Origin of the sequence: Streptomyces sp. NPDC058308, assembly GCF_042880275.1 — a bacterium.
GTDB lineage: Bacteria > Actinomycetota > Actinomycetes > Streptomycetales > Streptomycetaceae > Streptomyces.
Genome location: NZ_JBHVZA010000002.1, coordinates 545097 through 561681 on the forward strand (window position 1 = coordinate 545097; position 16585 = coordinate 561681).

General features: G+C 71.4%; 16 protein-coding genes. 9 read left to right on the forward strand and 7 right to left on the reverse strand.

Annotated features, from left to right (window positions below):
- Window positions 1-69 precede the first annotated feature (69 nt).
- Window positions 70-603 carry a hypothetical protein gene (locus ACFVYL_RS05075; RefSeq protein ID WP_389712912.1) on the forward strand — a complete coding sequence of 178 codons (534 nt, stop codon included), beginning with the start codon at window positions 70-72 and terminating at the stop codon, window positions 601-603.
- Between the two features lie 78 nt (window positions 604-681).
- Here ACFVYL_RS05075 and ACFVYL_RS05080 read toward each other — a convergent pair whose 3' ends face one another.
- A complete protein-coding gene (locus ACFVYL_RS05080; protein WP_389712913.1) occupies window positions 682-2043 on the reverse strand; it encodes a glutamine synthetase family protein in 1362 nt (453 codons plus the stop codon).
- A gap of 337 nt (window positions 2044-2380) precedes the next feature.
- On the opposite strand from ACFVYL_RS05080, the gene ACFVYL_RS05085 reads away from it, so the two are divergent.
- On the forward strand, window positions 2381-3616 hold the full coding sequence (locus ACFVYL_RS05085; RefSeq protein ID WP_389712914.1) for a globin domain-containing protein: 1236 nt from the start codon (window positions 2381-2383) through the stop codon (window positions 3614-3616).
- A gap of 80 nt (window positions 3617-3696) precedes the next feature.
- Here the strand turns inward: ACFVYL_RS05085 and ACFVYL_RS05090 are convergent, their stop codons facing one another.
- Window positions 3697-4137 (reverse strand): RrF2 family transcriptional regulator, encoded by a 441-nt coding sequence (locus ACFVYL_RS05090; RefSeq protein WP_389712915.1) that lies wholly within the window; start codon window positions 4135-4137, stop codon window positions 3697-3699.
- A gap of 166 nt (window positions 4138-4303) precedes the next feature.
- Here ACFVYL_RS05090 and ACFVYL_RS05095 point away from each other — a divergent pair, with 166 nt between their 5' ends.
- Entirely contained in the window at window positions 4304-4963 is a 660-nt protein-coding gene (locus ACFVYL_RS05095; RefSeq protein WP_389712916.1) for a DUF3105 domain-containing protein, read from the forward strand.
- Between the two features lie 70 nt (window positions 4964-5033).
- Window positions 5034-5654: a DUF305 domain-containing protein gene (locus ACFVYL_RS05100; protein ID WP_389712917.1), complete on the forward strand. Its 621-nt coding sequence runs from the start codon at window positions 5034-5036 to the stop codon at window positions 5652-5654.
- A 45-nt stretch (window positions 5655-5699) separates the two neighbouring features.
- On the opposite strand, the gene ACFVYL_RS05105 is transcribed toward ACFVYL_RS05100, so the two are convergent.
- On the reverse strand, window positions 5700-6470 hold the full coding sequence (locus tag ACFVYL_RS05105) for a polysaccharide deacetylase family protein (protein ID WP_389712918.1): 771 nt from the start codon (window positions 6468-6470) through the stop codon (window positions 5700-5702).
- 222 nt (window positions 6471-6692) lie between these two features.
- Window positions 6693-7664 carry a hydroxyacid dehydrogenase gene (locus tag ACFVYL_RS05110; protein ID WP_389712919.1) on the reverse strand — a complete coding sequence of 324 codons (972 nt, stop codon included), beginning with the start codon at window positions 7662-7664 and terminating at the stop codon, window positions 6693-6695.
- Between the two features lie 407 nt (window positions 7665-8071).
- On the opposite strand from ACFVYL_RS05110, the gene ACFVYL_RS05115 reads away from it, so the two are divergent.
- The 4 genes from ACFVYL_RS05115 (at window position 8072) to ACFVYL_RS05130 (ending at window position 12688) form a co-directional block, all read left to right on the forward strand.
- Window positions 8072-8926 (forward strand): ABC transporter permease, encoded by an 855-nt coding sequence (locus ACFVYL_RS05115; RefSeq protein WP_389713016.1) that lies wholly within the window; start codon window positions 8072-8074, stop codon window positions 8924-8926.
- Between the two features lie 29 nt (window positions 8927-8955).
- On the forward strand, window positions 8956-9819 hold the full coding sequence (locus tag ACFVYL_RS05120; RefSeq protein WP_389713018.1) for a carbohydrate ABC transporter permease: 864 nt from the start codon (window positions 8956-8958) through the stop codon (window positions 9817-9819).
- 38 nt (window positions 9820-9857) lie between these two features.
- Window positions 9858-11510, forward strand: coding sequence for a sugar ABC transporter substrate-binding protein (locus ACFVYL_RS05125; protein ID WP_389712920.1), 1653 nt, complete (start codon window positions 9858-9860; stop codon window positions 11508-11510).
- Window positions 11511-11632: 122 nt separating this feature from the next.
- Window positions 11633-12688, forward strand: a complete 1056-nt coding sequence (locus ACFVYL_RS05130) for a LacI family DNA-binding transcriptional regulator (RefSeq protein ID WP_389712921.1) — start codon at window positions 11633-11635, stop codon at window positions 12686-12688.
- Window positions 12689-12718: 30 nt separating this feature from the next.
- On the opposite strand, the gene ACFVYL_RS05135 is transcribed toward ACFVYL_RS05130, so the two are convergent.
- The 3 genes from ACFVYL_RS05135 to ACFVYL_RS05145 are packed head-to-tail and all read right to left on the reverse strand — an operon-like array spanning window position 12719 to window position 15793.
- Window positions 12719-13537 (reverse strand): alpha/beta fold hydrolase, encoded by an 819-nt coding sequence (locus ACFVYL_RS05135; RefSeq protein ID WP_389712922.1) that lies wholly within the window; start codon window positions 13535-13537, stop codon window positions 12719-12721.
- Complete coding sequence (locus tag ACFVYL_RS05140; RefSeq protein WP_389712923.1) at window positions 13534-14283, reverse strand: DUF998 domain-containing protein; 750 nt, start codon at window positions 14281-14283, stop codon at window positions 13534-13536. The genes ACFVYL_RS05135 and ACFVYL_RS05140 overlap by 4 nt, the downstream gene beginning before the upstream one ends.
- Window positions 14284-14326: 43 nt before the next feature.
- Window positions 14327-15793 carry an APC family permease gene (locus ACFVYL_RS05145; protein WP_389712924.1) on the reverse strand — a complete coding sequence of 489 codons (1467 nt, stop codon included), beginning with the start codon at window positions 15791-15793 and terminating at the stop codon, window positions 14327-14329.
- 70 nt (window positions 15794-15863) lie between these two features.
- Between ACFVYL_RS05145 and ACFVYL_RS05150 the strand changes: the two genes are divergently transcribed.
- Window positions 15864-16535 carry a hypothetical protein gene (locus ACFVYL_RS05150; RefSeq protein WP_389712925.1) on the forward strand — a complete coding sequence of 224 codons (672 nt, stop codon included), beginning with the start codon at window positions 15864-15866 and terminating at the stop codon, window positions 16533-16535.
- The last annotated feature ends 50 nt before the right edge of the window (window positions 16536-16585 follow it).

The window sequence follows — 16585 nt, forward strand, 5'->3', positions numbered from 1 at the left end:
GCTGTTCAACTCCCAGGGAGGGCCACCTTGTGGCCCTCCCTGCTTGCTGTCGAGAAGGGACCGCGCCCCATGGCAGGCCACATCCAAGACCGCTGGTTCAAGACCGAGATCTCCACCACCGGCAAGACCGTCCGCACCAAGACCGACCGCCACGGCACCGGCCTGCGCTACCGCGCCCGCTGCATCGGCCCCGACGCAACCGAGAAGTCCCAGATCTTCCCCGACGGCAAGAAGCGACTTGCCGAGAAGTGGCTGACGAAGATCGAGCCGATATGGACAGTGGCCGATACGTCAATCCCAGAGCAAGCCGGAGCACATTCGGGAGCGACTCGCAGAGCTGAACGAGCAGTACCCGCGTCGTCGTACCGCCGGGTCATCTTCGCGAGCGTCTCGGCTGTGTTCACGGTGGCCGTGGAGGACGACCACCTCCACCGAAACCCCTGCAAGGCGAGCACCTACCCGGGACACACCGATACCGGTTTCACGCTCCGCGTGTACACGCACCTCTTGCCAAGCAGCGAGGGGCGGAGCCGAAGGGCCGTGGACTCCGTCTTCCAGCGGCCCGGCTCGGCGCCGGACGGCCCACAGACGGCCCAAGGGTAGGCAGACAGCCGGAGGGGCCCACGGTCCAAGACCGTGGGCCCCTCCCGAACGACAGGTGAAAAGCTCTCTGACCTGCGCCTACAGCACCGGCAGGTTCTTCCGCAGCTCGAAGGCCGTGACCTCGCTCCGGTACTCCTCCCACTCCTGCTTCTTGTTGCGCAGGAAGAAGTCGTAGACGTGCTCGCCGAGCGTCTCGGCGACCAGTTCGGACTTCTCCATGAGGGCGATGGCCTCGCCCAGGTTCTGCGGCAGCGGCTCGATGCCGAGGGCGCGGCGCTCCGCGTCCCGCAGCGCCCACACGTCGTCGTCGGCGCCGGGCGGGAGTTCGTAGCCCTCCTCGATGCCCTTGAGGCCGGCGGCGAGCAGCACCGCGTAGGTCAGGTAGGGGTTGGCGCCGGAGTCGATGGAGCGGACCTCGACGCGGGCCGAGCCGGTCTTGCCGGGCTTGTACATCGGGACGCGGATCAGCGCGGAGCGGTTGTTGTGGCCCCAGCAGATGTACGAGGGGGCCTCGCCGCCCGCGCCCGCCGTGCGCTCGGAGCCGCCCCAGATGCGCTTGTAGGAGTTCACCCACTGGTTGGTGACGGCGGAGATCTCCGCGGCGTGCTTGAGCAGGCCCGCGATGAAGGAGCGGCCGACCTTGGAGAGCTGGTACTCGGCGCCCGACTCGTAGAACGCGTTGCGGTCGCCCTCGAAGAGGGAGAGGTGCGTGTGCATGCCGGAGCCGGGGTGCTCGGAGAACGGCTTCGGCATGAAGGTCGCGTTGACCCCCTGCTCCAGCGCGACCTGCTTCATGACCAGGCGGAACGTCATGATGTTGTCGGCGGTGGAGAGCGCGTCCGCGTAACGGAGGTCGATCTCCTGCTGGCCCGGCGCGCCCTCGTGGTGACTGAACTCGACCGAGATGCCCATGGATTCGAGCATCGTGATGGCCTGGCGGCGGAAGTCCATGCCCACGTTCTGCGGGGTGTGGTCGAAGTAGCCGGAGTTGTCGGCGGGGGTGGGACGCGAGCCGTCCAGCGGCTTGTCCTTCAGGAGGAAGAACTCGATCTCGGGGTGGGTGTAGAAGGTGAAGCCCAGGTCGGAGGTCTTGGCCAGGGCGCGCTTGAGGACGTAGCGCGGGTCGGCGAAGGACGGGGAGCCGTCCGGCATCAGGATGTCGCAGAACATGCGGGCGGTGCCGGGGGCCTCCGCGCGCCAGGGCAGCACCTGGAACGTCGACGGGTCCGGCTTGGCGATCATGTCCGATTCGTACACCCGGGCGAATCCCTCGATCGCCGAGCCGTCGAAGCCGATGCCCTCGTCGAAGGCCTGCTCCAGCTCGGCCGGGGCCACGGCCACCGACTTCAGGAAGCCGAGGACATCCGTGAACCACAGGCGTACGAACCGGATGTCGCGCTCCTCCAACGTACGGAGCACGAATTCCTGCTGCTTGTCCATCTTCCGCTTCCACCCATCCTTGCTGGTCAGGCCACCTGCACCCGGCTCCCGGGACGCACCGGGCACACGAGCATCCCATTACTCGGTTTCGCGCACGTTGCGGATCCCGTACCGCGGCGCTCCGAGCCGTACCGCGGCGTTCCGAGCCGTGCCGCTCGCCGCTCTCTGCCCATAGTGCCTGCTCGACGGCCCGGCCGTAACGGCGGCGGGTGCCTCGTCCGGTCCGCGCCCCGGCCACCCCCCTCGCTATAACTTGCATTTCAGATGCTAATTTGGGGCTCGAAACAGACAAGGGGGGCGCAAACCCCCCGTACCTCTTCGTCCTTGAGGAGTCCCGTTGCTGTCCGAGCAGTCAGCCGCGACCGTCCGCGCCACGCTTCCCGTCGTCGGAGCGGCCATCGGCGAAATCACCGAGCGCTTCTACGACCGGCTCTTCACGGCCCGCCCTGAGCTCCTCAAGGACCTGTTCAACCGCGGCAACCAGGCCGCGGGGACCCAGCGCAGGGCCCTGGCGGGGTCGATCGCCGCCTTCGCCACCCACCTGGTGGAACGCCCGGACGAGCGGCCCGACGTGCTGCTGAACCGCATCGCGCACAAGCACGCCTCGCTCGGCGTGGCCCCCGGCCAGTACGAGACCGTGCGCCACCACCTCTTCGCGGCCATCGCCGAGGTGCTCGGCGACGCGGTCACGCCCGAGGTGGCCGCCGCCTGGGACGACGTCTACTGGCTCATGGCCAACGCCCTCATCGCCATCGAGGCGCGGCTCTACGCCGCGCAGGGCGTCACGGCGGGCGACGGCGGCTGGCGGGAGTGGGAGGTCGTCGAACGTGTCGAGGAGACCGCGGACATCGCCACCTTCCGGCTGCGCCCCCTCGACGGGGTCCCCGCGCCGGACTGCCGCGCCGGGCAGTACGTCTCCGTACAGGTCCAACTGGACGACGGGGCACGGCAGATACGGCAGTACAGCCTGTCCGGTGGTGTCGGTCCCGCGGGCCGGGGGCACGGGGTGCGGCAGATCAGCGTGAAGCGGGTGCGGGGGGCCGCCGGGGTCCATGCGGCGCCCGAGGGCGAGGTCTCGAACCACCTCCACGCGCGCGTGCGGCAGGGCGACGTGCTGCGGCTCTCCCCGCCGTACGGGGACCTCGTCCTCGACGCGGCGGACGGCGACGTTCCGCTGCTGCTCGCCTCCGCGGGCATCGGCGTCACCCCGATGGTCGCCATGCTGGAGCAGCTCGCCGCCACCGGGCACCGCGCGCCCGTCACCGTCGTGCACGCCGACCGCTCCCCCGCCGCGCACGCGCTGCGCGCCGAGCACGCGGCGTACACCGCCAAGCTCCCGGGCGCCGGGACCCACTTCTTCTACGAGCAGCCGGACGCGGGGCACCCCGCCGCCCTGACGGGCCGCGTCGACCTGGCGGCGCTCCCGGCGATTCCCGCGGGCACGCGCGCGTACCTGTGCGGGCCGCTGCCCTTCATGCGGGCCGTCCGGTCCCAGCTGATCGGGCGCGGGGTCGCCGCCGCCGACATCCACTACGAGGTGTTCGGGCCCGACCTGTGGCTGGCACAGGAGTAGGCCCGACCTGTGGCTGGCGCAGGAGTAGGCCCGACCTGTGGCTGGCGCAGGAGTAGGAGGAGACGCGGGGCGGGTCCGGCTCAGCCCGTGCCCCGGACCGTGATGTCCAGCAGGAGGCGGCCCGTCGGCGCCGCCACGATGTCCGCCACCGTGAGCGAGTCCAGCGAGGCGTAGAACGCCTCCTGCGCCCTGCGGAGCGCGTCCCGCAGGCGGCACGCCGAGTTCAGCGGGCACGGCGTGCCGCCCTCGCAGTCCACCACGTCACCCGTGCCCTCGAAGGACCGCACAAGCGCGCCCACCGACGCGGTGCGGCCCGCCTCCGTCAGCGCGAGCCCGCCGCCCCTGCCCCGGCGGGCCTCAAGCAGGCCCAGCTTCTGGAGCTCGGCGACCACCTTGGCCTCGTGGGTGTAGGGCACGGCCATGTCGGCGGCCACCTCACGCGTCGTGGGGGCCGCCCCCTCCGCCACGGCCAGGCGCATGAGCGTGCGCAGCGCCAGGTCGGTCGATCGCATGAGCCGCATGCCGTCGAGCGTAGGTAATGCGCATCTGCGCCTCAAATTCTCCGGCTCGGACCCTTCCGGCACCGCCATGGATTCGAAGACGCTCTGTAGTACCGCCCCTCCCTCGCATTACGATCAGCGGACTCGTTCGTCGTCCCGTCCGTCCCTTTCCGCAGAAGGACACACCATGGGTTCCGCCAAGAACACGAGCAACGCTTCCCGCAAGGCCCGGATAGAGGAGATGCGCCGGGCTGACCGCACACGTGACCGCCGGGGCCGGGCCCTGATGATCACCGTCAGCGCGGTCGTCGTCGCGGCGCTCGGCGTGGGCGGCTTCTTCCTCTTCGACAAGGCGTCCGACGACTCCGGCTCTTCGGACGACGCGAAGGGCTGGCCGAAGTACAAGGTCACCTCCGACGGCGAGAAGGTCTGGGGCAAACTCGGCCGTACGCACGTCACCAAGAAGGTGAACTACCCCATGACGCCGCCCGTCGGCGGGGACCACAATCAGGTGTGGATGAACTGCAACGGCGATGTCTACAAGAAGGCGATCCCGGAGGTGAACGCCGTGCACTCCCTGGAGCACGGCGCCGTCTGGGTCACGTACAACGCCAAGGCGAAGCCGGCCGACCTGAAGAAGCTGGCGGCGAAGGTCAAGGCCACGCCGTACTCGCTGATGAGCCCGGTCGAGGACCAGAAGGACCCCGTCATGCTGAGCGCGTGGGCGCACCAGCGGACGGTCTCGGGCGCGGACGACCCGAAGGTCAAGGAGTTCTTCTCCACGTACGTCCAGGGCAAGCAGACGCCGGAGCCGGGGGCGGCGTGCACGAGCGGCCTCGCGCAGTGAGCACGATGGACGCGGTGGGCACGATGGGCGCGGTAGGCGGCGCAGTGGGCGCGGTGAGGTGGGGTGTGACGTGAGGCGGCGTACGAACTGGCTGGTCGGCTGTGTCGCGGCGGCGGTCGTCGCCGCGGGCGGCATCACGGCGGCGGTGGCCGCGACGGACTCCGACTCCGGCGGCTCGCCCGCGACGTCGTCGGCCGACGCGGGCTTCGCGCAGGACATGTCCGTCCACCATCAGCAGGCCGTGGAGATGTCGTACATCGTGCGGGACCGCACCGACGACGAGGAGGTGCGGCGCCTCGCCTACGACATCGCCCAGACCCAGGCCAACCAGCGGGGCATGCTGCTCGGCTGGCTGGACCTGTGGGAGCTGCCGAAGGTCCCCGAGGGCGCGCCCATGGCGTGGATGGGCATGGGCGACATGCCGCCGGGCGAGGACGGGGCGCTGATGCCGGGGATGGCCACGGGCGCGGAGCTCAAGCGGCTCGGGAAGCTGAGCGGCAAGCAGGCGGAGGTGCTGTACCTGCGGTTGATGACGCGGCACCACCGGGGCGGGGTGCACATGGCCCAGGGCTGCGTCGAGCGGTGCGAGGTGTCCGCGGAACGGCGCCTCGCCCGGGGCATGGTGGAGTCGCAGGAGTCCGAGATCGCGCTGATGGCGACGATGCTGAAGGACCGCGGCGCCAAGCCGTGACGCGGCCCCGGGCGCGGACGCCGCGGGCGCGGGCGCGGGCCGCGCTCAGCGCACCGGGAAGCCGAAGGTGTGGCCCTGTTCCTTGAGCCGAGGGATGAGCCGGCGCAGGGCCTCGACGGTCTGGGTGCGCTCGCCGCCCGCGTCGTGGAAGAGGAGCGTGGGTCCGTTGGTCAGTTCCCGCTCGACCGTGGCGACGATCGCGTCCGTGCCCGGGCGCTCGAAGTCCTTGGTGTCCACGTTCCAGCCCAGCGGCCGCATGCCGCGGGAAGCGGCGAGCTTGCGGCTGTAGGGGGTGAAGGCGCCACCGGGGGCCCGGTAGTACATCGGCCGTACGCCACCGGACGCCTTGGTGATCATGCGTTCGGCGTCGAGTATCTGCCGGGACTGGTAGGCGTCGGTGTCCTTGTCCATGCCGGTGTTGTGCGACACCGTGTGGTCGCACAGCCGGTGGCCTTCGGCGACGACCTTCTTCACCATGTCCGGGTGGGCCTGGGCCTGCGTGCCCACCATGCAGAACGTGGCCTTCACGTCGTTCTCCCGCAGCACGTCGAGCACTTGAGGGGTCCATCTCGGGTCGGGGCCGTCGTCGATGGTCAGGTTGATGCCGCCCTCGCCCTTCTCCGAGGCGTGCGCGATGGTCGCCGCGACGGGCTTGGCGGCGCTGCCCGGCGCCGGGGCCGTCACCCCTGAAGGCGCGTCACCCGCGGAACCGGCCTGCGCGGTCCACACGGAGGCTCCGGTGGCGAGCATCGTCACCCCCAGCGCCGCCCCGATCACCTTGCCGTACCAGCCCCGCCCACCGCTGTGCCGTGCCATGCCCCGCCCCTCTCGCCCTGTCCCTCGCCGATCCCCGGTCACTCCGTGACCACCTGGCAGGACGAGAGAGCGGGCTCAGGGGATCCGCCTGTTACAGATCACGGACAATCCCGAGAGAATTCCCGGACAAGGCCTCTGGCCGAGCAGGACATTTCACCCCGTACGAGGCCCAGCGATCGGATCCGTCGGCCGGATCCGTCAGCCGGATCCGTCAGAAGGGCCCTACGCCAGCCGGGCCAGCTCCTCCCGCAGGAGACGCCCCCTCAGCTCCGCCCCCGCCACGAACCGCTCGACCTCCGCCACCGCGTACTCGCCGAGGCGCCGCACCTCGCTCCCCTGCGCCCCCGCGATGTGCGGGGTGACCAGGACGTTCGGCAGGCGCAGCAGCGCGTGGCCGGCCGGCAGCGGCTCGGGGTCCGTCACGTCGAGGAACGCGTCCAGGCGCCCCGCCCCGCACTCCCGCGCCAGCGCCTCCGTGTCGACCAGCGAGCCCCGCGCGGTGTTGATGACGGCCCCGCCGTCGGGGATCAGCTTCAGCATCTGTTCACTCAACAGGCCGCGTGTCTCCGGCAGTTGCGGGGCGTGCACCGTGACGATGCTGCTGCGCTCGCACAGCTCGGCCAGGTCCACGAGCTCCACGCCCAGCGCCGCGGCCCGCTCGGGGTTCACGTAGGGGTCGGTGAGCAGGACGCGGCACCCCGTGTCCGACGCCCGCAGCGCCGCGATCACCCGACGGCCGATCCGGGACGCCCCGATGACGCCGATCGTGCGGGCGTCCGCCCCGGCCCGGCCGGTGAACGGCGGCCATCCGGCCGCGTACCGCGCCGCGGTCGACAGCGCGCCCTTCGCCGCGAAGGTGATCGCGGCGAGCGTGAACGCCACCACCGGGCCTGCGTTGGCGTCCGCCGCCGAGGAGACGACGATGCCGCGGTCCCAGACCGCGTCCGTCACCATCGGTTTGACGGAGCCCGCCGCGTGGACGACCGCGCGCAGGCGGGGCGCTCCGGCGAGGATCTCCGGGGTCAGGGGCGGGCACTCCCAGCCCGTGACCAGGATTTCCGTCTCGGCGAGTACCGCACGGGCCTCGGGCGAGGTGAGCGTTCCCGACAGCGGGAGCGGGGACAACTCCACGCTGCGGGCGAGCCGTTCGCGCAGGTCCGGTGCGAACACGCGGTCCGCGACCTCGATGCCCATGGCCAGGGCCGTGACCGGCGGTCCTGCACTGGCCCGCCCCCGCCGATCCGCTCGCTCCCGCCGATCCACCCGCCCCCGCCGATCCGCCCGCTCTGCCTGATCTGCCACGCGTGACCGTCCCTCGTAGTAACCGGTTACCAACCAGCGCCTGGAGGCTAGGACCAACCCGGGAGCGTGGTCAAGAGACAGCAGGACCAAGGGGGTTGACCGGGCGAAGTAACCGCTTTAGATTCCGGGCACCTTATTCCGACGACGGAGGGGTTGCCGTGCCGACGGTGACGAAGGACCGGGCGGAAACCGAGGCGGTGAAGCCGCCCGGCAGGCGTGAGAACGGGTCAAGTGGTGAGAAATCGGGCCGTGGTGAGCTGTGGAAACGGTTTCAGCGCACGCGCGTCCTGGTCCTGCTCATGGTGCCGGGGCTCGTGTACTTCCTGGTCTTCCACTACGGCGCCTTCGTCGCCAACGCGGTGGCCTTCAAGGAGTACGTCCCCTTCGACGGCCTGTGGGCCAGCCCCTGGGTCGGCACCGAGAACTTCTCGCGGATGTTCGGCGACCCGGACTTCTGGCACGCGACGTGGAACACCCTCCTCATCGCCGTGCTGCAGCTGGTCTTCTTCTTTCCCGCGCCGCTCGCCGTCGCGCTGCTCCTGCACAGCCTGACCTCGGACCTGCTGCGCCGCTTCACGCAGTCCGTGATCTATCTGCCGCACTTCCTGTCATGGGTCGTCGTGGTCGCGCTCTTCCAGCAGGTGCTCAGCGACACCGGGTTGCTGAACACCTTCCTGAGCGACTCCGGGCTGCACACCGTCGACCTCATCGGCAATCCGGAGGCGTACAAGCCGCTCGTCGTCATCGAGGTCATCTGGAAGGACGCCGGCTGGGGGACGATCATCTTCCTCGCCGCCCTGATGCAGGTCGACGAGCAGCTGTACGAGGCCTCGGCGATCGACGGGGCCGGGCCCTGGCGGCGCTTCTGGCACGTCACGCTGCCCAGCATCCGGCCCATCGTCATCCTGCTGCTGATCATGCGGCTCGGCGACATCCTCTCCGTCGGCTTCGAACAGATGCTGCTGCAGCGGCAGTCGGTGGGCCCGGAGGCCGGCGAGGTGCTCGACACCTTCGTCTTCTGGCAGGGCATCGTCGGCGGCGACACCGGATACGCGGCGGCCGCCGGTCTGTTCAAGGGCGTCGTCGGCGCCGTGCTCGTCTTCACCGCCAACCGGATCGCCCACCGGCTCGGCGAACAGGGGGTCTACAAGTGAGTACCGGTCACGTCACCAGGCCCGCCTGGATGGAGAAGCCCCGGTTCGCGACCAAGGCCGCCAAGGCCGTGGCGGTGCTGATCATTCTCGGGCTCGTCCTCATCCCCTTCCTCGTCATCGTCTCGACCTCGCTCGCCTCCAACCGGGAGGTCGTGGACAACGGCGGCTGGGTCCTCTGGCCGAGCGATCCGACCCTGCGCGCCTACCGGACCATCCTCAGCGGCGGCATCGTCACCGAGGCGCTCGGCATCAGCGTCGGCCTCACCGTCGTGGGCACGCTCTTCTCGCTCGCCTGCACCACCTTCCTCGCGTACGCGCTGGCCCGCCCCGGCGTCTTCGGCGGCAAGCCGGTGCTGCTGCTCATCCTGTTCACCTTCCTCTTCCCGCCCGGCATGATCCCCGCGTTCCTGCTGGTCAAGGGGGCGGGGATGCTGGATACGTACGCCGCTCTCATCGCGCCCGTCCTCATCAACGTCTTCAATCTGATCGTGCTGCGCGGCTTCTTCCAGGGGATACCCGAGGAGCTGTACGAGGCCGCCAGGCTGGACGGGGCCGGTGACTGGCACATCCTGTGGCGGATCGTTCTTCCGCTGTCCAAGGCGGCGCTCGCCGTGGTCTCGCTCTTCTACGCCGTGAGCTACTGGAACGCCTGGTTCCACGCCTCGATCTACATGGAGTCCGGCCACTGGCCGCTGTCGCAGGTCCTGCGTACGTACGTGATCGGCGGCTCCCAGATCGCCGACACCGGCCTGAGCGAGGCCGGCCTGGTCTCCGCACCGCAGACGACGCAGATGGCTGTCCTGGTGATCGCCACCGTGCCGATCCTGCTCGTCTACCCCTTCCTGCAGAAGTACTTCACCAAGGGCGTGCTCACCGGCGCCGTCAAGAGCTGAGCTTTCCCCCGACCCGTCCTCCAGAAGGGCTCCTTCACGTGTCCGGTTCCTCGATGTCGCGGCGCACGCTGCTGCGCTCCATAGCCGTCGGCGGCGCCGCCCTGGCCGCCCCGTCCGTCCTGACCGCCTGCTCGACCGACTCCAGCGGCGGCGGCAACGTCTCCAACGCGGGCAGGAAGGTGACGCCCTGGCCGACGTACGCCCCGGCGAAGGGTCCCGCCCCGGACCTCGCGCCGACGGCCGAGGGCGTACAGCCCGGGTACACCAAGTACCCGCAGAAGCTCGTGCGGGCGACGGCCGAGAAGCCGGGCACCGGCAAGCAGAAGATCAAGGTCATGACCATCACCTACGGCACCCCGCCCAAGCCGGTGGGCCGCAACGAGTACTGGCAGGCGGTGAACGAGGCGCTGGGCGTCGAGGTCGAGTTCACCGTCGTGCCGGACGCGGACTTCCGCGCGAAGATGTCGACGCTGATGTCGGGCGACGACCTGCCCGACCTGATCAACTTCGGCGGCGGGTACGTCCTGCCGCGCGAGGCGCAGTTCGTGAAGGCACGGTGCGCCGACCTGAGCGAGCACCTGTCGGGCGACGCGGTCAAGGACTACCCCAACCTCGCCAACATCCCCACGTACGCCTGGGAGGGCATGGGCCGCATCGCCGGGCGCGTCTACGGCGTGCCGATCGAGCGGGCCCAGGTGCAGGGCGCGATGTTCATCAACCGCGAGGCGTTCGACAAGGCCGGGTACAAGCCCGGCATGTCCGCGCCCGACTTCCGGGCGATGGCCGAGGACGCCTCGCAGGGCAGGAAGTCCGCGCTCGGCGCTTCCTCGGTGGGCTTCTTCGGCTACCTCTACCACGCGATGTGGCACGGCGCGCCCAACCAGTGGCAGATCAAGGGCGGGAAGGCCACCGACATGTTCGGGACCGACGCGTTCAAGGCCGCCCTGGAGTACATGGCCACGCTGCGCAAGGACGGCTCGTACAACTCCGACGCCACCTCGGTCTCCCAGGTGGACCTGAAGACGCAGTTCTACAACGGCACCGTCCGCTCCATGACGGACGGCTGGGGCGCCGCCATCTCCAACGCCCAGGGGATCAAGGACGAGTTCACCCTGGACGTCGCCGAGCCCTACGCCGTGGACGGGGTCACCCCCGTCTACCAGCAGAACCGCGGCTGCTTCGGCTACACCGTCATCAAGAAGGCGGCCAAGGACCGCGTCGAGCTGATGCTGCGCGTGCTGAACTGGCTCGCCTCGCCGTTCGGCTCGAAGGAGTACGAGCTGATGCACTACGGAGTCGAGGGCACCCACTTCACGTACAACAAGGACGGCGATCCGGTCGCCACCGAGCTCGGTCTGGTCGACTCCAAGACCAACCTGCCCTTCCCCTACCTCATGGACGCGCCGCAGCCGCTGTACTTCCCCGGCTTCCCCGACCTCACCGAGCGGCTGCACGCCTGGGAGAAGAAGGTCGTCCCGCTCCTCGTGCCGGACGACCACTGGGGCCTGATGTCGCAGACGTACAACCGGCAGGGCGCCATGCTGCAGCAGATCATCGAGGACGGCGTGACGGCGATCGTCTCCGGCCGCAAGAAGCTCTCCGACTGGGACGGCATCCACCAGAAGTGGCAGTCGCAGGGCGGCAAGCGGGCCGCCGAGGAATTCCTGAAGGAGTACGAGGCCGCGCACTGACCCGGGACGCGGGCGCGCGATGATGGTCCGGGGCGGGGTGCCGTGGGGCAACTCCGCCCGGGCATCGGCGGGTTGGCCGCCGGGCGATCAAGGCCGGCCGGTGGCCGGGTGAGGGAGACACAGTGGGTGAGCGGGTCACCATCCGCGAGGTGGCCGCGCGCGCGGGCGTCTCGGTAGCGACCGTCTCGCGGGTCCTCGCGGGCAACTACCCGACGTCCACGGCGTCGCGCGCCAAGGTCCTCCGGGCGGTGAAGGAGCTGGACTACGTCGCCAACGCGCACGCGCGCGCGTTGGCCGGCGCGGGCCGCAAGACGATCGCGGTCCTCATGTACGACGTGGTGGGGGCCTTCTACGCGCAGGTCGCCCAGGGCGTGGAGGTGGAGGCCGCCCAGCGCGGGCGCCTCACGCTGGTCGCGTCCACGGGCAGCGACCCGGCCCGCGAGCTCGCGCTGGTCCAGATGATGCGCGAACAGGCCGCCGAGGCCGTCATGCTGGTGGGCGGCGCCGTCCAGGACGACGAGTACCGCCGGCGGATGGCGCGGTACGCGCAGGCGCTCGCGGCGGCGGGCTCCCGGCTCGTGCTGTGCGGGCGTCCGGCGCCGACGCCCGACATGCCCGCGCTGGTCGTCGAGTACGACAACGAAGCGGGCGCGCACGCCGTCACCAGCCACCTCCTGGGCGCCGGCCACCGGCGGATCGCCCTGCTCGGCTACGAGCCCGGCAACACCACCGGCGAGGACCGTCTCGCCGGCTACCTCCGGGCGCTCGACGACCACGGGGTGCCCCGGAGCGAGGTCATCCTCCACGGGACGGGGTTCGGGCAGAACCACGGCTACCGTGCGATGCGCGAACTGCTCGACGAGGCGGCGGGCAGCCCCCGCTTCACGGCGGTCTTCGCGGGCGACGACCGGGCCGCGGCGGCGGCGATCATCGCCCTGCGGGAGCACGGTCTGCGGGTCCCGGAGGACATGTCGGTGGTCGGCTACAACGACGACCCGGTGGCCGGGGACATCACCCCCGGCCTGACGACCGTCCACATCCCCGCCGAGGAGATGGGCCGCACGGCCGTCCGCCGCGCCCTCTCCGGCGCCCCGCCCACCGGCCAGGAGCGCCATGTCCTGGGCACCCACATCGTGATCCGGGACAGCGTGCGGCCGGTCCGGGGGGCGCAGGGGTAGCCGGGGGGGGGGCCGGGCCGGTTCGGGGCGTCAGGAGGGGGCCCGCGACCCCGCCAGGACCGCCTCCGCCACGTCCTTGGGGCGCTCCCGCATCACCAGGTGCCCCGACGGCCACGTCACGCGGTACGTCCCCGCCAGCCCCGCGGCCAGCTCCCGCTGGCGTTCCAGCCACCGCCGCGAGCCCCCGGCGTACGCGGCGAGCACCGTCACCGGCACCCCCTCGCGCAGGGGCAGGGCCCGCCGCAGCACGGCGAGTTCACGGGCCGCGTCGCCGTACGTCGCGTACTCCATGAGCGCTCCCCGCCAGACCCGGCTGCCTCCGTAGAGCCACGCCCAGGGCGTCGGCGCCGTCAGCCTCCGCAGCGCGGGCCCCACCGCCCTCGGCAGCCCCACGGCGCGCAGCAGCGCCCCGCACGCGCGCGTGCCCGCCACCCGCGCCCCGCGCGGCACGAGCACCCACGGCCGCTCCTCCACACTGGAGTCGACAAGGACGAGACCCGCCGTGCGCCCCGGATACAGCCGCGCGAACGCCTCCGCGTGGAACCCGGCGAGCGAGTGACCGACCACCGTCGCCCGCTCCCCGCCGCGCCCCGCCCCGTCGAGGACGGCGTCCAGGACGCGCAGGATCCGCTCCGCCTCACCCCGCAGAGTGGGCGCCACGCGCGCGTGCCCGCTGAGTCCGGCGCCCGGCCGGTCGAAGCGGACCACCGTCCGGTGCGGGGCGAGGAGCGGCACCACCGGGTCCCAGTCGAACCAGCCCAGTCCGAGCCCGACGCTCAGCACGCACACCGGCCCGCTCCCGGCCACCGTGACGTGGTGCGGCACTCCCCCGACCCGTACGAAGGTCATCCCCGCCCGGCCTCCGGGGAGGGCTCCTGCGCGGGCGGCTCCGCGGCCGTCACCAGCGACCGTGCGAGGACCACGAGCCACACCGCGATGAACAGCACCTGAAGCCGCTGGCCGATCCCGAGGCCCCACGTGCCCCGCCCGGCCTCGAACGCGGCGATGGAGGCCAGCGTCCAGCAGGTGGCGGCCAGTTCGAGGGCGACGACGGCCGGTCCGGTGCGCGCGAGCGACGGCCATGCGGCAGCGTGCCGGCGCGCGACGGCCGTGAGCAACACCATGCCGGTCAGCGCCGCGGTGGCGGCCAGACCGCTGCTGACCACGTGTGCGGAGTGCGTCCAGGGGACGTCGCCCGCCCGCTCCCGCGCGAGGCACCCGGCGTCGGCGGTCGCCACGCAGTGCAGCGGCAGCCGTGAGTCGGCCGCGGTGGCCGCCCCGAACAGCGCGATCCCGGCCCAGCCCGCCGTGGCCCACCGCCCCCGGCGCGGCAGCCACCGCAGCGCGCCCGCCGCGCCCGCGAGGACGAGGAGGCCCGCCAGGAGGTCGGCGGCGCGGAAGAACGTCCCGTAGGGCTGGTCCTCCGCGGCGAGCGCGCTGACGTACACCGTGCGAGGCGGGAGTCCGGTCGCCAGGAAGACCTCGCTCACCCAGGTGGTGTACGCGAGGGCACCGGCCAGCAGGAGGGCCGCCAGGGCACGGACGAGGGCGGGCCGCGGCTCCCTGCGCCGCGGGGGCGGTCGCCGCGAGGCCATGGGCGCGGTTGCCGTCGTCGGGGGCGATGCCGGGTGGGAGACGCTATTCGGGCACATGGGCAGACCGATGCTCGGGATGGATCCAGCCGGGTTTGCGGTACTTGAGGAAGGCCGCGGGCGCCAGGACACCGAGCGCGAGCAGACCGCCGCCGACGATCAGCAGGTAGCGCCACAGCGGGCCCTTGCCGAACTGGTCGGGCGGCACGAAGCCGATGGCAAGGGCTGCGAGCGAGGCGACGAACCCGACGGTCGCGACGAGCGTCACGGCGGGCACCACGAAGCCCCGCTCGACCTCGGGCTGTGACGTCCGCAGCCGCACGACGGCCACGAACATCAGCAGGTACGCGATGAGGTAGATCTGCACGGTGATGACGGAGAACATCCAGTACGCGCTGGAGACGTCGGAGCTGAAGGCGTAGAGGACGCCGATCAGGGTGGTGACGACGCCCTGCGCGACCATGATGTTGCGGGGGACGCCCGCCTTGTTGAGCTTCTGCAGGAAGGGCGGCAGATAGCCCTCCTGCCGGGACAGCGTCACCAGCCCCTTGGCGGGCCCCGCGAGCCAGGTGAGCATGCCGCCGAGCGCCGCCATCACGAGCATGATGCCGACGACCTTCGTCAGCCAGCCGACGTGGAAGTGGTCGAAGAACGCCTGGAAGGCCTGCATCAGACCGGCGGTGAGGCTGAGCTCCTTCGACGGCATGACCCAGCTGATGGCCAGCGCCGGAAGGATGAAGATCAGCAGGACGAGGCCGGTGGCGAGGAAGACCGAGCGCGGGTACTCGGCCCGGGGGTGGCGCAGCGACGACACGTGGACGCCGTTCATCTCCATGCCCGCGTAGGAGAGGAAGTTGTTGACGACGAGGACCAGGCTGGCGAGGCCGGTCCACGGGGGCAGCCAGTGGCCGGGGCTCATGGGCGCGGCGGACGCGTTGCCCTGCCCCAGGAAGACGATGCCGAGGGCGACGAGGACGACGCCCGGGACGAGGGTGCCGATGATCAGCCCCAGGGAGGAGAGCCCGGCGACCGTCCTGGTCCCCCGGCACGTGACCCAGACGCCCGTCCAGTAGATGACGACGATGACGATCGCCACGTAGGGGCCGTTCTCGGCGAGGCTCGGGTGGATGACGTACGCGAACGTCGAGGCCACGTAGGCGAGCAGGCTCGGGTAGTACGCGATGGTCATGGCGAACTGGCACCACACGGCGACGAATCCGAGCGGCTTGCCCAGCGCCTCGCTCACCCACCGGTAGATGCCGCCGGACCACCCGGAGGCGAGCTCCGCGCCGACGAGTGCGGTGGGCAGCAGGAAGACCACGGCGGGCAGGAGGTAGAGGAAGACGGCGGCCAGTCCGTAGATGGCCATCGACGGCGAGGGGCGCAGGCTGGCCACGGACGCCGTGGTCATGAGGGCGAGCGTCACCCAGGAGATGAACTGGCGCGGGATGGCGGGGTCCGGCTCCGGGAGCGGCGCTTCGCCGGTATGGACCGGTACGTCCTTACTCGTCATGCGCTCATGATCGTCGGAGAGCGGGGGGCCCGCACGTCGCCGGATACCCATAGGGGGTAGGCTCCCCCGCATGGCGAGGACGCGGAGCCGCACGGGACACGGGCAGTTGCTGCTGCTCGCCGCGCTGCTCCTCGGGATCGTGACCATGCATACGCTGGGGCACCCGTCGGGGGGCCATGGGAGCGGCAACGACGGCGGGTCCACCGCGGTCGCGGGGCCGGCCCCCGCGTCGGCGCCACTGCGGCACCACACGGGCGCGGCACCCATCGGCCCGCACGACGACGGGGCCACCACGGTGTCCGGGACCGCCGCCGCGTCGGCACCCATGCGGCACCACACGGCCGCGGCACCCACCGCCCCGCACGACGCCGGGGCCACCACGGTCTCCGGGACCGCCACCGCGCCGACACCCATGCGGCACCACACGGCTGCCGCGCCCACCGCCCCGCACGACGGCGGACCTGCCGCGGACCTCCGCCCGGCCGGGCACGACGCGGCCACCGGTACGGAGACGGCCGTGTCCGTCCCTGGGCCGCACGGCGGAATGAGCATGGATCCGCTGTCCGTGTGCCTGGCGGTCCTCGGCGCCATCACCCTCATCCTGCTGGTGCGGGCCGGCCTGCTGCGACCGGGCGGAACCCTCGCCCACCTGCCCGTGCCCGGCCGCCTCCGGCACGCCCCGCGGCCCGAACCGCCCCCGCTCCGGATACTTCTCGCCCGCCTGTCCGTGCTGCGCGTTTAGGCCGCGCACCGGCTGCTTCGCGCTCCCCGCGAAACCCGTGCCGTTCCGTT